The organism is Stenotrophomonas sp. Steno-C17, from assembly GCF_056393165.1.
The window spans coordinates 121,421-135,428 of record NZ_JBWJPD010000006.1 but is presented as its reverse complement, the minus strand read 5'-3'; the positions used below and the strand labels follow the sequence as shown (position 1 = coordinate 135,428).

Here is a 14,008-nt window from a genome sequence, read left to right as displayed (position 1 = left end):
TCGGCAGGACTGCGCCCCGCCCGCTGCGTACCGGGTCGCCTTCAATCTTCCGCGCCGTGGCCGGCCCGTTCCCGAAGCACGGCACGCTCGGCGGCATTGGCGCTCTGTTCCGCCGCAGCGGCGAATGCATCCCGCGCATCCGCAGCCCGCCCCAGCGCCTGCAGCAGCTCACCGCGCACCACCTGCAGCGGCGCATAGCCCTGCAACCGTGCGTCCACCAGCAGCGGTTGCAGCAGCGCCCACGCGGCGAGCGCACCCTCACTGCGCCACACCGCCACCACACGGTTCAATGCCACCACCGGCGACGGCATGACCTGCAGCAGCTGGGTGTACAGCGCGGCGATGCCCGCCCAGTCGGTGTCCTGCGCCTGCCGCGCAGCGGCGTGGCAGGCGGCAATCTGCGCCTGCAGCACGTAGGGGTCATGCTGGCCGCCCGCCGCCAGCGCCTGTGCCAGCGCCTGCTGCCCACGCGCAATCTGCAGCCAATCCCAGCGCGCGCGGTTCTGCTGCTCCAGCAGCACCGCAGCGCCTTGCGCATCCACGCGGGCCGCTGCGCGCGAGGCCTGCAGTTCCATCAACGCCAACAGGCCCAGCACAGGCGGTACCGGCATGCGGTGCGCCAGGATGCGCACCAGCCGCAGGGCTTCCTCGCACAGCGCCGGACGCATCCAGTCATCGCCGGCACTGGCCGCGTAGCCCTCGTTGAAGATCAGGTAGATCGCTTCCAGTACCGAGCCCAGCCGCTGCGGCAGCGCATCGGCGCGCGGCACTTCATACGGCACCTGCTTCTGCGCCAGCGTGCGCTTGGCGCGCACGATGCGCTGGGCCACGGTGGGCTCGGGCTGCAGGAAAGCGCGTGCGATCTCCGGCGTGGTCAGCCCGCCCAACAGGCGCAGGGTCAGCGCCACGCGGGCATCGGCCGGCAGAACCGGGTGGCAGGCCACGAACATCAGCCGCAGCAGATCGTCGCCCAGATCGTCCTCCAGCGCCTGGCTGTCGTCGGGCGCCGGCAGCGGCGCCGGGTGCAGCAGTTCACCCCATTGCGCATGCTGCTGCGCCACGCGCTGGTGCTGGCGCAGCACATCAATGGCGCGGTTGCGTGCGGTGGTCATCAGCCAGGCCCCCGGGTTGTCCGGCACGCCCTGGGCCGGCCAACGCTCCAGCGCGGCCAGCCAGGTGTCCTGGGCCAGCTCTTCGGCACGGCCCACATCACCGCCCAGCAGCCGTGCCAGGCGTGCGATCAACACGGGCGATTCCATTCGCCACAGGGTATCCATGCGCTGGGTCAGGGTGGGCTCGGCCATGTGCCGATCACAGCATCAACGGCCGGCCCCCACAAGCGGGGCACTCACCCCGGCTCACCGTCCATGTGCGCGATCTCCCACAGATGGCCATCCAGGTCCTGGAAGCCGCGCTGGTACATGAAACCGTAGTCGCGCGCCGGCTGCGGCTCGCTGGCGCCCGCAGACACGGCTTTGTCCACCAGCACATCCACCGCCTTGCGGCTGTCGGCCGACAGACAGGTGATCACCTCGGTCGTGGCCTGGGCATCGGCAATGGTCTTGTTGGTGAACTGTTGGAAAAACGGCTTCACCAGCAGCATCACGAAGATGCTCTCGCTGATGACCATGCAGGCCGCGTTCTCGTCGGTGAACGCGGGATTGAACTGGTAGCCCAGGGCGCTGAAGAACGCTTTGGAAGCGTCCAGATCCTGCACGGGCAGGTTGACGAAGATCATCTGCGGTTGCGCTGCACTCATGGTCTGCTTTCCTTGGATTGAAGAGAGGGCCGGTTACGGCTGCTTCATGCAGTTGACCATCCACGGCTTGCCGAAGCGGTCGATCAGCATGCCCCAGCGATGCGCCCAGAACGTTTCGGCAATCGGCATCTGCACCTGGCCGCCTTCGGCCAGCGCGGCGAACACGCGTTCGGCCTCTTCGATGCTGTCCACGTCCACGTTGATGGTGGTTGCACTGCCCCCCTCGCCGCCCGGGCCATCGGCCGCCATCAGGATCGCCGCGCCGATTTCCAGCTGGCTGTGTGCCACGTGGTCCAGCGTTTCCGGCGGCATGTCGCCACATCCCGGCTCATCGGAGGGTGGCATGTCGCGGTACTTCATTTCCGAGGTGACCTGGCCGCCCAGCGCCTTGGCGTAGAACGCCATGGCCTCGTGGGTCTGGCCGCTGAAGCCGAGGAAGGGAATCAGTTTCATGGCAATGCTCCAGTGGGTGTGCGGGGGCGTGGGTGCCGGGGCGCGCCCGGCGATGACACTACGGGACGGCTCATGCGTCGATCTGGTTCCGCAGACGCTGTTCCTGTTGCTGTAATTCGGGGGTGAAAGCCTCGCCGAAGTCCTCGGCGGTGATCAGCGGGCGCAGCTCCAGCGCATCACCGGCCTTGAACGGGGCGCGTCGTGCCCACTCGATGGCCTCGTCCAGCGACCGCACTTCCCACAGCCAGAACCCGGCAATCTGCTGCTCGGCCGGGGCGAATGGGCCGGGCTGCACGGTGGGTGCGCCCTCACCGAACTGAATGCGATGCCCGCGGGCGGTGGCGTGCAGGCCTTCGCCGGCGAGCATGATGCCGGCAGCCACCAGTTGTTCGTTGTAAGCGCCCATGGTGGTCAGTTCCGCTTCACTGGGCATGCGCCCGGCTTCGGAATCGGCGCTGGCTTTGACGATCACCATCACTTTCATGTCGTTCTCCCGTGGGCGGCATTGGCGCGCCCTTCTCTCTTACAACGAACGAGGAGGACGGGGATCGACAGGTTTCTGGAATTTATTTTTTATCGCGGAGAGCGCGCCTTCGGCGGGGGGCGGCGAACGGCGGAGCCCCTCCGTGGTGGGTCATTTTCTGGGATCGCTGGCTGGGCCGGCGGGGGTGGGGCCGCGGGACACGCCGTGAATCCATCCATGGAGGCTCGTAGGCGCCATCCATGGCGCCTGCGGTCCCGCGACCCCACCCCCACCGGCCTCGGACAGGTTCCCGCGGCTGACCCACCACGGGAAATCAAAAAGCAAAGGCACAGAGCGGGTCGCTTCGCTCGCAGAGCCAGCACCGCGCCCGGACTGCTTTTGCTTTTGCTTTTGCCTTTTTCTCTTGATCTACCGTGGTGGGTCAGCCGCGTGAACCTGTCTGGGGCCGGGCGGGTGGGGTTGGCGGGGTATCCGCGCCATGGATGGCGCGGCTAAGCCTCCACGGAGGGATTCACGGCGTCCCAGCCAACCCCACCCGCCCGGCCCAAACCAGCAAGCCCAGCTTTCCTCGACAAACCCAAACCCACCACGGAGGGGCTCCGCCGTTCGCCGGTCCCCGCCGAAGGCGCGCTTTTCGCGCTGCAGCATGATTCCGCGCAGACCTGCGCCATCATGGTCACCCGCCCCGCCACGCCAGGACCACCCCATGCAGCAGTACCTGCTCCTGATCTATATCGAGCCCGCCCTGCTGCAGGCCCTGCCCAGCGAAGAATTCAACGCGCTGATGCGCGACTGCCTGGCCCACGCCGACCAACTGCAGGCCGAAGGCACCCTGCTGGCCGCGCAGAAACTGCAGCCGGTAGATACCGCCCAGACCCTGCGCGTGCGCGATGGCCACAGCCGTGTGCTCGATGGCCCCTTCGCCGAAACCCGCGAACTGCTGGCCGGCTTCAACCTGATCGTGGCGCGCAACCGCGACGAAGCCATGGCCATCGCCCGCGACTTCCCCTGGGCACGCTTCGGCAGCATCGAAGTGCGCCCGCTGGAAGACATGGACGCCGAACGCGAACGCTGCGGCGCCCCTGCGGCTACGGCAGCAGCCGCACCCTGATCTCGCGCCGGCCCACACCCTCGTTGCCACTGTAGTCGCGCGCACTGGCGCGCACGATGTACTCGCCCGGTGGCAGCGCGGCCGGCTGCCAGCGCCCGGTTTCCATCAGGCCGTCACGCACCGTGTTGGTCACCAGGTAACGGAAACGGGTGACCGCACTGCCGTGCACGGTAATGCCGCTGTCCGGTGCATAGGCCACCTTCGCTGCCAGGTTCTGCGGCGGCATGCGGTTGAACACGATGTTCCAGCGCGGCTGCTCGTAACCCTGCAGCGGCTGGCCGCTGCCATCCAGGATCTGGTAGCCCACCTGGTAAGGCCCCAGGCGGCGGCGCGGCAGGTTGTTGTCCACCTGGTCCCACGCTTCCACCACGATCTGCACGCCGCGTCCCTGCCGCGCCACCATCACCACGCCGTCGCTGCCCGGCGCCATGGGTTGATCGTTGTCATCCAGCAGCGCCACGTCGGTGATGCGCGGGGCGAAGTGGTCAGCGTAGTTGCGGAAGCCCAGGGCCACCGCGTTGGTTTCGAAGCCACCGGTACCCAGCGCCAGGTGCACGTGCGCCTGGCTGTTGATGCTGCCCAGCCGGTCACCCACGTGGATGCGCGTGCCCCGGCGCACACGGATGCGCTTCAGCGTTCCGTCGTCGGCATACAGCGGCTGCCAGCGTGCATCGAACGGTTCACCACGCGGCGTGCGGCCCACGCGCATGTGGATGTACTTCAGGCGGTCCACCGCCAGGCCCTCGCCCTGCCCGCCCAGGCTCCAGGCGGCGATCGGGCTGCTGATCTTGCCTTCCGCAATGGCCAGAACGGTCTGCCCTACGTCGCCGCGCACATCGAAGCCACCGTGCAGGTGGTGGCGGCTCTCGCCCTTGAAGGTGCCACGCACTTCGCCCAGCGTGCCCACCACTTCGTGCCAGCCGTCCTGCGGTGCCAGCGGCCAGCGTCCGCCGGTATCTGGCAACCCCGCATCGGCGGCCGGACCCACCAATGCCGGTGCGGGAAGCTCGCCCACCGGCAGCGGGCGCAGGCGATGCAGGCGGTACGCGGTGGAGTCGGCTACCAGCACACTGCCATCGGCATCCACCGCCAGGCCGCTGGGACGGGCCAGGCGTGGCAGGCGATCATTGCCCAGCAGCGCGATCTGGTGGCCCTGCGGGGTGATCTGCAGCACGCGCCCGTCCAGGTCGCCCACGTACAGCACGCCATCGTGGGTCGTGGCCAACGCAAGGGGCCCGTTCATCACCCCGCCGGTGCTCACCACCGTACTGACAGTGCCGTCGGCGCCCACGCGGCGCACCGCGTTGTTGAACAGGTCGGCCACCAGCAAGGCGCCATGCGCATCGAAGGCCAGTGCCACCGGCGTATCAAACCGCGCTTCGCCACCGATCGCATCGGTGAACCCCGGGCGGTCGCCGCCGGCCACGGTCCGCACCTGGCCGTCGGTGCCAATCACCCGGATGCGATCGTTCCAGGTATCGGCCACGAATACCTGGCCCTGCGCATCCACGGCGATGCCCATCGGCCCATCGAAGCGCGCCTGTGCGGCAGGACCATCGGCGTAGCCCTGCTCGCCCCCGGCCAGGGTCGTCACCTGTCCGTCGCTGCCAATGCGGCGGATCGCGTGGTTGCCGGTGTCGGCCACATACAGATTGCCCTGCGCATCAGCGGCAATGCCCGAGGGCGTGTTGAAGCTGGCCTGCAGGGCGGGTCCGTCCACGCGCCCCTCGCCCTGCCCGGCCACGGTCTGCACACGGCCATCAGGCCACCAGCGGCGGATACGGTTGTTGTCGCCGGCATCGGTGAAGTAGACCGCGCCCTGCGCCGTGCGCACCACCGCATAGGGATCGGCGAAGCGCGCCTGCGCGGCGGCACCATCGCGGTTGCCGGGATGCCCGTCGCCGGCCAGCGTTTCAATCTGCGCGGTCCAGGCCAGGGGCGTGGGTTGCGGCCCCACCGGGGCAGACGCCTCCGGTGGCTCCATGGGCCACCAGGTCGCCGCCAACGCCGCCGCCGTCACGACCACCACACCTGCCACCCACCAGTACCGCTGTGCCATCGCTGCGCGTCATCCCTGCCGATTTTCAGGCCACGACGATAGTCGCTGGCGTGCCGTTGTGCCAATCGCCGCCGGGTCGCCTGCGATGCCCTCGCTTGCCGCCGGTCGCGCGGCGGGTTTCAATCAGTGCTCTTGCCAAGGATGGAACCGCCCATGTCCCGTGCCCGCCTGCTGCCGCTTGCACTGTCCGCCGCTCTGCTGGCGGTGCCTTTCGCTGCGGCGGCCGCCGACAGCACGGCCGCCGCGACGTTCCAGCAACGCTGGGAGAGCGCGCAGACCACCGCCAGCAGCGGCAACCTGCTGGGCGCGATGGTCGAGTTCGAGAAGCTGATCGACGATCCGCAGTTGGCCACGCTCACACCCGAAGCGCGTGCCGAAGGCGCGCGTATCGGTGGCATGACCGCGGTCCTGCAGAACGACATCATCCTGGCGCGCCGCTACCTGCAGATGGCGCTGGCCGTCGATCCGGGCGACATCGAAGCCCTGGTGCCACTGGTATCGATCGATCTGACCGAGAAGCAGACCGAGCAGGCCGCCACTCATCTGCTGCAGGCCACGGCGCACGCACGCGAACCCCTCACCTTCGGCACACGCGTGGTGGGCTACCTGCTGTATGCGCTGCGCGACCAGCCCGCACGCCAGCGCGAGGTGCTCAAGGCCCTGTTCGACAACGGCTGGAAAACTGACGGGCTCGAACCGAGCGCGTACTGGGTGGCGCTGGCCCGCCTGCAGATCGAAACCGATTCGGGCCGTGATGTGGCGGCCACGCTCGAGCGCATCCGCACACCGCAGGCCTTGATCGCCCTGCGCAGTGACAAGCGCTTCGACCGCTACGTAGACCGCACAGACCCGCGCTATGACCCCGAACGCGCCGCGCGCCAGCACCTGGACGACCTGCGTGTATCCAGCCTGCTGGATCGCAGCCTGAATGCTGCGCTGGTTGATTTCAGTGCCACCCAGTTGATGCTGGGTGAGAACGAACAGATCGTGCAGTTCACCGACGGCATGGCGCAGTTCGTGGCCGAGGGCAACCTGCCCGGTGGCAATGAAGCGCAATGGATGGCCTGGCTGCTGACCAACCGCATGGTGGCGCTGCGCCGGCTGGATCGTCTGGATGACGCCGGGGCCATGGCACGGCTGGCCGAGAAGGTCGGTGCACGTGGCCAGGACCACCTGGACCACGTCATGAACCTGGCCTTCATGCTGGCCGTCACCGATCAGCTGGACGAGGCACAGACGGTGCTGGCCCGCCTGGACAATCCAACCCCCTACCGGGAATCGGCGCAGGCGCTGATCGACTTCGTGGCGGCACGCAAGCGTGGCGATGCCGCCGCCGCTGCCACGGCACGGGCCACGCTGGTGCGCAACCGCGAAACGGCACGCACCTTCCACCGGGAAATGCTGCTGGAGGAAGGCGACCTGGACGGTGCAGCGGCCGCGCTGATCGGCCAGCTGCAATCGCCCGATGACCGCAACGAAGCCCTGCTGGACCTGCAGGACATGCGCGTCTATCCGTCGCTGCCCACCGAAGTGGAGATCGATGCGCGCTGGCGGCAGCTGAAGCAGCGCGCCGACGTGCGCGCGGCCATTGCCAAGGTCGGGCGGATCGAGCGCTACGCACTGTACGGAAATACATCGTCGCGCTGAACCACGCTACTTCGCCGGCACCTCGCTGCGGATACCCATGGCCTGCCGATAGCGCGCGTACAGCGCCATCACTTTTTCCACGTAAGCCAGGGTTTCCGCATACGGCGGCACGCCGTTGTAGCGTGCCACCGCGCCGATACCTGCGTTGTAGGCCGCCGCCGCCAATGGGCGGTCACCGTTGTAGCGGCGCAGCAGGCTGCGCATGTAGCGCGCGCCGCCATCGATTGATTGCTGCGCCGAAAACGGATCGCGCACACCGTATTCCACCGCCGTTTCCGGCATCAGCTGCATCACGCCCTGCGCGCCCTTGCGGGAAACGGCCAGCGCATCGAAGTTGCTTTCGGCATGCGCGATCGCGCGCAGCCAGGCATCGTCCACCCCGGTGGCTTTGGCTGCCGCCTTGAACTGCTTGGCATGGGGCGCCAGCTGCGGCGCCCCCACCTTGCCCAGGCCCTCATGCGCAGGCTCGCCCGGTGGCGTGGCCACGGTGAACTTCAGGTACACCCGCGAACCTGGCAGATTGCGGGTGGAATAGACCAGCGCGCCGTCCTGCTCACGCTCGTACAGCACGCCGCTGAACACCCCCATGTTGCCCCACAGGTTGGGTGCCTGCACCGCGTTGTCATCGATCTGCTTTGCGGTACACCGCGAACCCGGTTCGGGTGCGGTGGCCAGGCTGACCGTGTTGCCCTGCACGCAGCGGTACACCGTGCGCGCCTGGGCCAGGCCGGGCCACAGGCCCAGCAGCAGCGACAGCGCAACGGCGGCACGGCAGGGGAACATGGCGGCCGGATGATCCGGCCGCGCCCGCTAAATCCGGGTGAATGGGGGGTAGAGTCGACTGTCAGTCGACTGAATCCCCGCGCTGCGCGCGATAGTCGACCAAATAGTCGACCAACGGTCGACTCTACGGCCGCCCGCGACGCAGCCAATACCCCACGCCCAGCAGCACGAACCACGCCGGGCTGGCCAGCAGCGCCTGGCGGGTGTCGGCCTGCAGGCTCAACAGCACCAGCACGCCAGCAAAGAACAGCAGGCAGGCCCAGCACATCGCCACGCCGCCGGGCATCTTGAAGATCGATGCCGCGTGCCGCTCGGGGTAGCGGCGGCGGTAGACCATGTAGGCCACCAGGATCAGCGACCAGACGAAGATGAACAGCACGGTAGCCAGGGTGGTCACCAGGGTAAAGGCGGTAACCAGGTTGGGAATCAGGTAGATCAGCAGCGTGCCGCCCAGCAGGCACAGGCACGAGAACAGCAGCCCACGCGCGGGCACCGCTGCACGCGACAACCTGGACAACCCGCGCGGCGCGTGCCCCTCTTCGGCCAGACCGTACAGCATGCGGCTGGTGGAGAAGATGCCGCTGTTGGCCGACGAGGTGGCCGAGGTCAGCACCACGAAGTTGATCAGGCTTGCGGCGGCCGGAATGCCGGCCAGCACGAACAGCTGCACGAACGGGCTCTTGTCCGGCACCACCTGGCGCCAGGGGGTCACCGCCATGATCGCGATCAGCGCCAGCACGTAGAAGATGATGATGCGCACCGGAATGGAATTGATCGCCTTGGGCAGATTGCGTTCCGGGTTCGCGGTTTCCGCGGCGGTGGTGCCCACCAGTTCGATGCCGACGAAGGCGAACACCGCAATCTGGAAACCGGCGAAGAAACCAACCAGGCCCATCGGGAACATGCCGCCGTCATTCCACAGGTTCGACAACGCGGCGGTGTGGCCGCTGGGCGAAGTGAACCCCCACGCCACCAGTCCGGCACCGGTGATGATCAGCGCGCAGATCGCCACGATCTTGATCAGCGCGAACCAGAACTCCATTTCGCCAAACAGCTTCACCGTCACCAGGTTCAAGCCCAGCAACAGCAGCACGCACAGCAGCGCCGGTATCCACGCGGCCAGTTCGGGGAACCAGAACTGCGCATAGGCGGCGATGGCGATCACATCGGCGATGGCGGTCACGATCCAGCAGAACCAGTACGTCCAGCCGCAGAAGAAGCCAGCCCACGGGCCCAGCAGATCGGTGGAAAAATCGATGAAGGACTTGTAGTTCAGGTTGGACAGCAGCAGCTCGCCCATCGCCCGCATCACGAAGAACAGCATCGCGCCGATGATCAGGTAGACGAAGATGATGGACGGCCCGGCCAGGCTGATGGTCTTGCCCGAGCCCATGAACAGGCCGGTGCCGATGGCACCGCCGATGGCGATCAGCTGCAGGTGGCGGTTGGACAGGCTGCGGCGCAGATGCTCGGGGGGCGTGGCGGGTTCAGTCATGGACGGGGCGCTGGAAGGGGCGGGTGAAGCCCTCGACGGTAGTCCTGTATGGCCCGGAGCGCCAGCCGGGGTCGGTTCGATGCCGCCAGCTGCTGTCGCAATTGCCACAATGTGACGGATTATCGTTCCTGCCCCATTCCGCACAGCGGCCCGGCATGCTCAGATAGCGCATCCGCCCAAGGATCGGCCGCCATGCCCGCAGCCCTGCCCGCCCGACCGGAGTACCGGCCATGAGCCGCCTGCGGGTCGTCATCCTCGGCGTCGTCGCAGCGCTGGTCGCTGCCGTGGTGCCCATCGCCGCCATGGTCTATGCCACCTGGAACAGCGCCGTGGACGTGGAACAGCAGCGCCTGCATGGCATTGCCGAACGAACCCTGCGGCGCGCCGACCTGTCCTACCAGGAAGCACTGGCCGCGCTGAAATCGGCCGAGGCCGGCGCCATGCCGCCCTGTGGCAGCGCGCACATCAAGCGCATGCAGACGCTGGTGATGACCACCCCGTCCATCGACCAGATGGGCTACTTCGAGGCCGGCAAGCTGCGCTGCACGTCCTGGGGCGCGTTCGAAGGCAACGTGGACCAGCCCCGTGCCGACCATGTCACCAGCGACGGCGCCGGCATTGCCGTGGATATCCGCCCCGCCGCCACCGGTGGGCGCAAGGTGCTGGCGGTGCTGTACGGGTCGTACGATGTGCTGGTGGACCCGCGTCACTTCGTCGGCGTCATCGCCGACCCCGATGTGCGGCTGGCCCTGGCCAGCCCCGATGGGCGCCTGCTGACCCGCCAGGACGGCATCGATCGCCAGTTGCTGCTGGACCTGCTGCGCAATCCGGGCAAAGGGCTGGACCAGGACACCCTGTATGCCAGCGCGCGCAACGACGAATGGCTGGCCATCGCCACCGCGCCACGCACCGCCCTGGCCGCCACGTTCCGCCAGCAGGCCTGGCTGTTCGTACCGGTGGGCCTGCTGCTGGCCGCGCTGGGCGTGGGCGTGGTGGTGTGGCTGTCGCAGCGGCGCCTGTCCATGCGCGGCGAACTGGCCACCGCCATCCGCCGCCGCGAACTGTACCTGCACTACCAGCCCATCATCGAACTGGATACCGGCATCTGCGTGGGTGCCGAGGCGCTGGTGCGCTGGCAGCACCCCGACGGCACCCAGGTGCGCCCGGACATCTTCATTCCGCTGGCCGAGGAACACGGCCTGATCCAGGCGCTCACCGATGTAGTGATCGAGAACGTGGTGAAGGACATGCGCGATCTGCTGGTGTCCGACCGCAGCGCGCACATCGCCATCAACCTGGCGCCGGAAGACATCAGCAGCGGCCGTGCGCTGAAGGTCGTCTCGGCGCGCATGGCCGGCAGCGGCATCCTGCCGCAGCAGATCTGGCTGGAAGCCACCGAGCGCGGCTTCTTGGATATCGACCGCGCCCGCACCATGATGGCCGCCGCACGCCGGGCCGGGCACAGCATCGCCATCGATGATTTCGGCGTGGGCTATTCCAGCCTGCAGTACCTGGAACAGCTGCCGCTGGACGCACTGAAGATCGACAAGTCCTTCGTCGATGCGATCGGCACCGAAAGCGCCACCACGCCGGTCACCCCGCACATCATCGAGATGGCCCGTGAACTGGGCCTGTGGGTGGTGGCCGAAGGTGTGGAAACCGAAGCGCAGCTGGCCTACCTGCACAGCCAGCACGTGCACTTCGGCCAGGGCTGGTTGTTCTCGCGCCCGTTGCCACGCGATGAGTTCGTGGCCTTCCACCATCGGCGCCAGCAGCAGTACGGCGCCGCGCGCGAGCACATGCAGAACCCGCGCAGCGTGCCGATCGAGCGCGAATTCTCCGACAACTGACGGTCAGCCCCAGGCCCGCGGCCGGGCCAGCAGCCAGGCCCCGCATACCAGCAGCAGGCCCAGCGGCAGCCACGCCAGCACCTGCGCCCCGGCGGCCTGCAGCAGCACGCCGCCGGCCACGCCACCGGCGGCGATGGCCAGGTTCCAGCCGGTCACCAGCATCGACTGCGCAAGGTCCGCTGCGGCGCCCGCGCGGCGGGCCAGTGCGGTCTGGAACAGTGCCGGTACCCCGCCGAAGGCCAGCCCCCACAGCGCCGTCGCCAGCAGCAGCACCCGCGCGTTGTGCGGCCACAACAGCAGGGCCAGCACCGCCGCCACGAAGCCCAGCACGGCGGCCCAGACCAGTGCGCGCAGATGGTGGTCCACGCCCCAGGCGGCCACCATGATGCCGGCAATGGCCGACACCCCGAACACCAGCAGCAGGCGGTCCAGCCATGCCCCGGCATGGGCCAGCAGGGCCAGCGGTTCGATGTAGGTGTACAGCACGTTGTGCGCCAGCACGTACAGCGCCATCACCAGCAGCGTGCTGCGCACGCCAGGCAGGCGCCAGACCGCGCCCAGCGGCATGCGCTGCCCGCCACCCGCGGCCGGCAGCGCCGGCAACGCCCAGCGCGCGTAGCCCAGCAGGGCCACGGCCAGCACGCTCATCAGGGCGAACACCCAGCGCCAGCCGAACTGCTGTCCCAGCAAGGTGCCCGCCGGCACACCCAGCGACAGCGCCAGCGGTGACCCCACCATGGCCACCGCGATGGCCCGGCCCTGCAGCGCCGGCACCACCATGCGCGCCGCATAGCCGGCCACCAGCGACCACAACAGGCCCGCGCACACACCCGCCAGGAAGCGCGCCACCAGGATCAGCGGGTAGCTGCTGCTCAACGCGGTCAGCGTGTTCACCAGCACGAAGCCGGCGATGGCCGCCAGCAGCAGCGGGCGCCGTGGCAGTCGTTGGGTCAGCGCGGTCATCGGCAGTGCCGCCAGCAACGAGCCCAGCGCGTACACACTCACCAGCTGCCCCGCCGCGGCATCGCTCACGCCCAGGCTGCTGCCAATCGGCCGCAGCACACCGGCCGGCAGGGTTTCGGTCAGCAGGGTGATGAAGCCGCCACCGGCCAGGGCCAGCAGTGCCGCCCAGGGAAGCCGCGTGGCCTCACCCGCGGGCAGGGCATCGGCCGCTGCGTGGCCGCTCATCGGGCACCGTCCAGGTCGGCGTAGATCGCATCGCGCAGTGCATCCACGAAGGGCCCGTGCATGCCGGCGTACAGCGTGTTGGTCAGCGCCACCACGCTCAGTTCCCGCTGCGGATCGACAAACCAGCTGTGGCCATATGCACCGCCCCAGCGCCAGGTGCCGATGGCCTGCGGCGTGGCCGCGGCAGCCGGGTCATGCAACACCGCCGCGCCCAGCCCGAAGCCCCAGCCCGCCGGCTCGGGAGGACCGGCATGGCCGACCTGCAGGCTCACCACCTGCGCAGCCATTTCAGGCGACAGCAACGACGAATGGCGCACGTCGCGCAGCGCTTCCAGCACCGCCATCAGATCGTCGGCGCTGCCGACCAGACCCGCACCCGCCGACGGAAAGCGCGTGGCATCGGTGGCACGCGCGGGGCTGTAGGCAATGCCCACGGTATCGGCGTACACCGGCACGGTTTCGCCTTCGCCCAGCCGGTGCGGCGCCGGCGCATCGTCCACGTACGGTACGGCCAGGCGTGCGCCCTCGGCAGTGGCAAAACCGGTGTCGCGCAGCCCCAGCGGTCGGGCCAGGTGCTGCTCGAACAGATCCTGCAGGCACTGCCCGGTGGCGGCCTCGGCGACGGCGCCGGCCACATCCACGCCCAGCGAATACATCCATTGCGTACCGGGGGCGAACTGCAGCGGCACTTGGCCGATGCGCCGCACGTTCTCGGCCAGGCTGATCGGGCTGGCATCCATGCCATCACTCACCCCGGCCTGCGCGTAGGGCCCCTGCGCATCGGCTTCCAGGAAGCGGTAGCCCAGGCCGCTACTGTGGCTCAGCAGCTGGCGCAGGCTGATCGCCGCCGCTTCACCGCTGGGCAGCGCGGGACAGAACGTGGGCAGCCAGCGTTGCACCGGGGCATCCAGATCCAGCACGCCCTGCTGCACCAGGCGCAGGAACACCACGGTCAGCAGCAGCTTGCTGACCGAGGCCAGGCGGAACAGATGATCGCGGCGCATCGGCGTGCCCAGCTCGCGATCGGCCAGACCGCTGGCACTGGCGTGGCGCCACAGACCACGGTGCCGCACCAGCACCACCGCCCCCACGATCTGGCGGGGGTGGGCCTGCTGCAGCACGCGCTGCACGGAAGGAAGCAGCGGGGCGGGCGCCAGCGCAGGTAGTGCATTCATCACG

Annotated in this window: 12 protein-coding genes; 3 read left to right on the top strand and 9 right to left on the bottom strand. The window is 68.6% G+C overall.

Annotated elements, in window-relative coordinates; translation table 11 throughout:
* Window positions 1–41: 41 nt before the first annotated feature.
* The 4 genes from AC06FA_RS07715 to AC06FA_RS07700 form a co-directional block, all read right to left on the bottom strand.
* On the bottom strand, window positions 42–1,304 hold the full coding sequence (locus AC06FA_RS07715) for an RNA polymerase sigma factor (RefSeq protein ID WP_478067798.1): 1,263 nt from the start codon (window positions 1,302–1,304) through the stop codon (window positions 42–44).
* Window positions 1,305–1,348: 44 nt separating this feature from the next.
* On the bottom strand, window positions 1,349–1,759 hold the full coding sequence (locus AC06FA_RS07710) for a VOC family protein (RefSeq protein ID WP_312710335.1): 411 nt from the start codon (window positions 1,757–1,759) through the stop codon (window positions 1,349–1,351).
* Window positions 1,760–1,792: 33 nt separating this feature from the next.
* Window positions 1,793–2,212, bottom strand: coding sequence for a VOC family protein (locus AC06FA_RS07705; RefSeq protein WP_478067797.1), 420 nt, complete (start codon window positions 2,210–2,212; stop codon window positions 1,793–1,795).
* A gap of 70 nt (window positions 2,213–2,282) precedes the next feature.
* Complete coding sequence (locus tag AC06FA_RS07700; RefSeq protein ID WP_478067796.1) at window positions 2,283–2,696, bottom strand: YciI family protein; 414 nt, start codon at window positions 2,694–2,696, stop codon at window positions 2,283–2,285.
* 706 nt (window positions 2,697–3,402) lie between these two features.
* Between AC06FA_RS07700 and AC06FA_RS07695 the strand changes: the two genes are divergently transcribed.
* Window positions 3,403–3,807, top strand: coding sequence for a YciI family protein (locus tag AC06FA_RS07695; RefSeq protein ID WP_108755287.1), 405 nt, complete (start codon window positions 3,403–3,405; stop codon window positions 3,805–3,807).
* Here the strand turns inward: AC06FA_RS07695 and AC06FA_RS07690 are convergent.
* Window positions 3,785–5,866 carry an NHL repeat-containing protein gene (locus tag AC06FA_RS07690; protein ID WP_478067795.1) on the bottom strand — a complete coding sequence of 694 codons (2,082 nt, stop codon included), beginning with the start codon at window positions 5,864–5,866 and terminating at the stop codon, window positions 3,785–3,787. The genes AC06FA_RS07695 and AC06FA_RS07690 overlap by 23 nt on opposite strands.
* Window positions 5,867–6,019: 153 nt before the next feature.
* Here AC06FA_RS07690 and AC06FA_RS07685 point away from each other — a divergent pair, with 153 nt between their 5' ends.
* Window positions 6,020–7,513 carry a tetratricopeptide repeat protein gene (locus tag AC06FA_RS07685; protein ID WP_478067794.1) on the top strand — a complete coding sequence of 498 codons (1,494 nt, stop codon included), beginning with the start codon at window positions 6,020–6,022 and terminating at the stop codon, window positions 7,511–7,513.
* Between the two features lie 6 nt (window positions 7,514–7,519).
* Here the strand turns inward: AC06FA_RS07685 and AC06FA_RS07680 are convergent, their stop codons facing one another.
* Entirely contained in the window at window positions 7,520–8,296 is a 777-nt protein-coding gene (locus AC06FA_RS07680; protein WP_478067793.1) for a lytic transglycosylase domain-containing protein, read from the bottom strand.
* 124 nt (window positions 8,297–8,420) lie between these two features.
* Window positions 8,421–9,791 (bottom strand): D-serine/D-alanine/glycine transporter, encoded by a 1,371-nt coding sequence (gene cycA, locus AC06FA_RS07675; protein WP_478067792.1) that lies wholly within the window; start codon window positions 9,789–9,791, stop codon window positions 8,421–8,423.
* A gap of 230 nt (window positions 9,792–10,021) precedes the next feature.
* On the opposite strand from cycA, the gene AC06FA_RS07670 reads away from it, so the two are divergent.
* Entirely contained in the window at window positions 10,022–11,641 is a 1,620-nt protein-coding gene (locus AC06FA_RS07670) for an EAL domain-containing protein (RefSeq protein WP_478067791.1), read from the top strand.
* Between the two features lie 3 nt (window positions 11,642–11,644).
* On the opposite strand, the gene AC06FA_RS07665 is transcribed toward AC06FA_RS07670, so the two are convergent.
* Both AC06FA_RS07665 and AC06FA_RS07660 read right to left on the bottom strand, forming a co-directional pair.
* Window positions 11,645–12,829, bottom strand: coding sequence for an MFS transporter (locus AC06FA_RS07665; RefSeq protein ID WP_478067790.1), 1,185 nt, complete (start codon window positions 12,827–12,829; stop codon window positions 11,645–11,647).
* Window positions 12,826–14,004, bottom strand: coding sequence for a serine hydrolase domain-containing protein (locus tag AC06FA_RS07660; protein ID WP_478067789.1), 1,179 nt, complete (start codon window positions 14,002–14,004; stop codon window positions 12,826–12,828). The genes AC06FA_RS07665 and AC06FA_RS07660 overlap by 4 nt, the downstream gene beginning before the upstream one ends.
* Between the last annotated feature and the right edge of the window lie 4 nt (window positions 14,005–14,008).

Bases quoted from the DNA above. Each gene is read 5' to 3' on its own strand.
- AC06FA_RS07660 (WP_478067789.1), bottom strand. From the start codon at position 14,004: ATGAATGCACTACCTGCGCTGGCGCCCGCCCCGCTGCTTCCTTCCGTG.
- AC06FA_RS07680 (WP_478067793.1), bottom strand. From the start codon at position 8,296: ATGTTCCCCTGCCGTGCCGCCGTTGCGCTGTCGCTGCTGCTGGGCCTG.
- AC06FA_RS07700 (WP_478067796.1), bottom strand. From the start codon at position 2,696: ATGAAAGTGATGGTGATCGTCAAAGCCAGCGCCGATTCCGAAGCCGGG.
- AC06FA_RS07670 (WP_478067791.1), top strand. From the start codon at position 10,022: ATGAGCCGCCTGCGGGTCGTCATCCTCGGCGTCGTCGCAGCGCTGGTC.
- AC06FA_RS07705 (WP_478067797.1), bottom strand. From the start codon at position 2,212: ATGAAACTGATTCCCTTCCTCGGCTTCAGCGGCCAGACCCACGAGGCC.
- AC06FA_RS07710 (WP_312710335.1), bottom strand. From the start codon at position 1,759: ATGAGTGCAGCGCAACCGCAGATGATCTTCGTCAACCTGCCCGTGCAG.
- AC06FA_RS07685 (WP_478067794.1), top strand. From the start codon at position 6,020: ATGTCCCGTGCCCGCCTGCTGCCGCTTGCACTGTCCGCCGCTCTGCTG.
- AC06FA_RS07695 (WP_108755287.1), top strand. From the start codon at position 3,403: ATGCAGCAGTACCTGCTCCTGATCTATATCGAGCCCGCCCTGCTGCAG.
- AC06FA_RS07690 (WP_478067795.1), bottom strand. From the start codon at position 5,866: ATGGCACAGCGGTACTGGTGGGTGGCAGGTGTGGTGGTCGTGACGGCG.
- cycA (WP_478067792.1), bottom strand. From the start codon at position 9,791: ATGACTGAACCCGCCACGCCCCCCGAGCATCTGCGCCGCAGCCTGTCC.
- AC06FA_RS07715 (WP_478067798.1), bottom strand. From the start codon at position 1,304: ATGGCCGAGCCCACCCTGACCCAGCGCATGGATACCCTGTGGCGAATG.
- AC06FA_RS07665 (WP_478067790.1), bottom strand. From the start codon at position 12,829: ATGAGCGGCCACGCAGCGGCCGATGCCCTGCCCGCGGGTGAGGCCACG.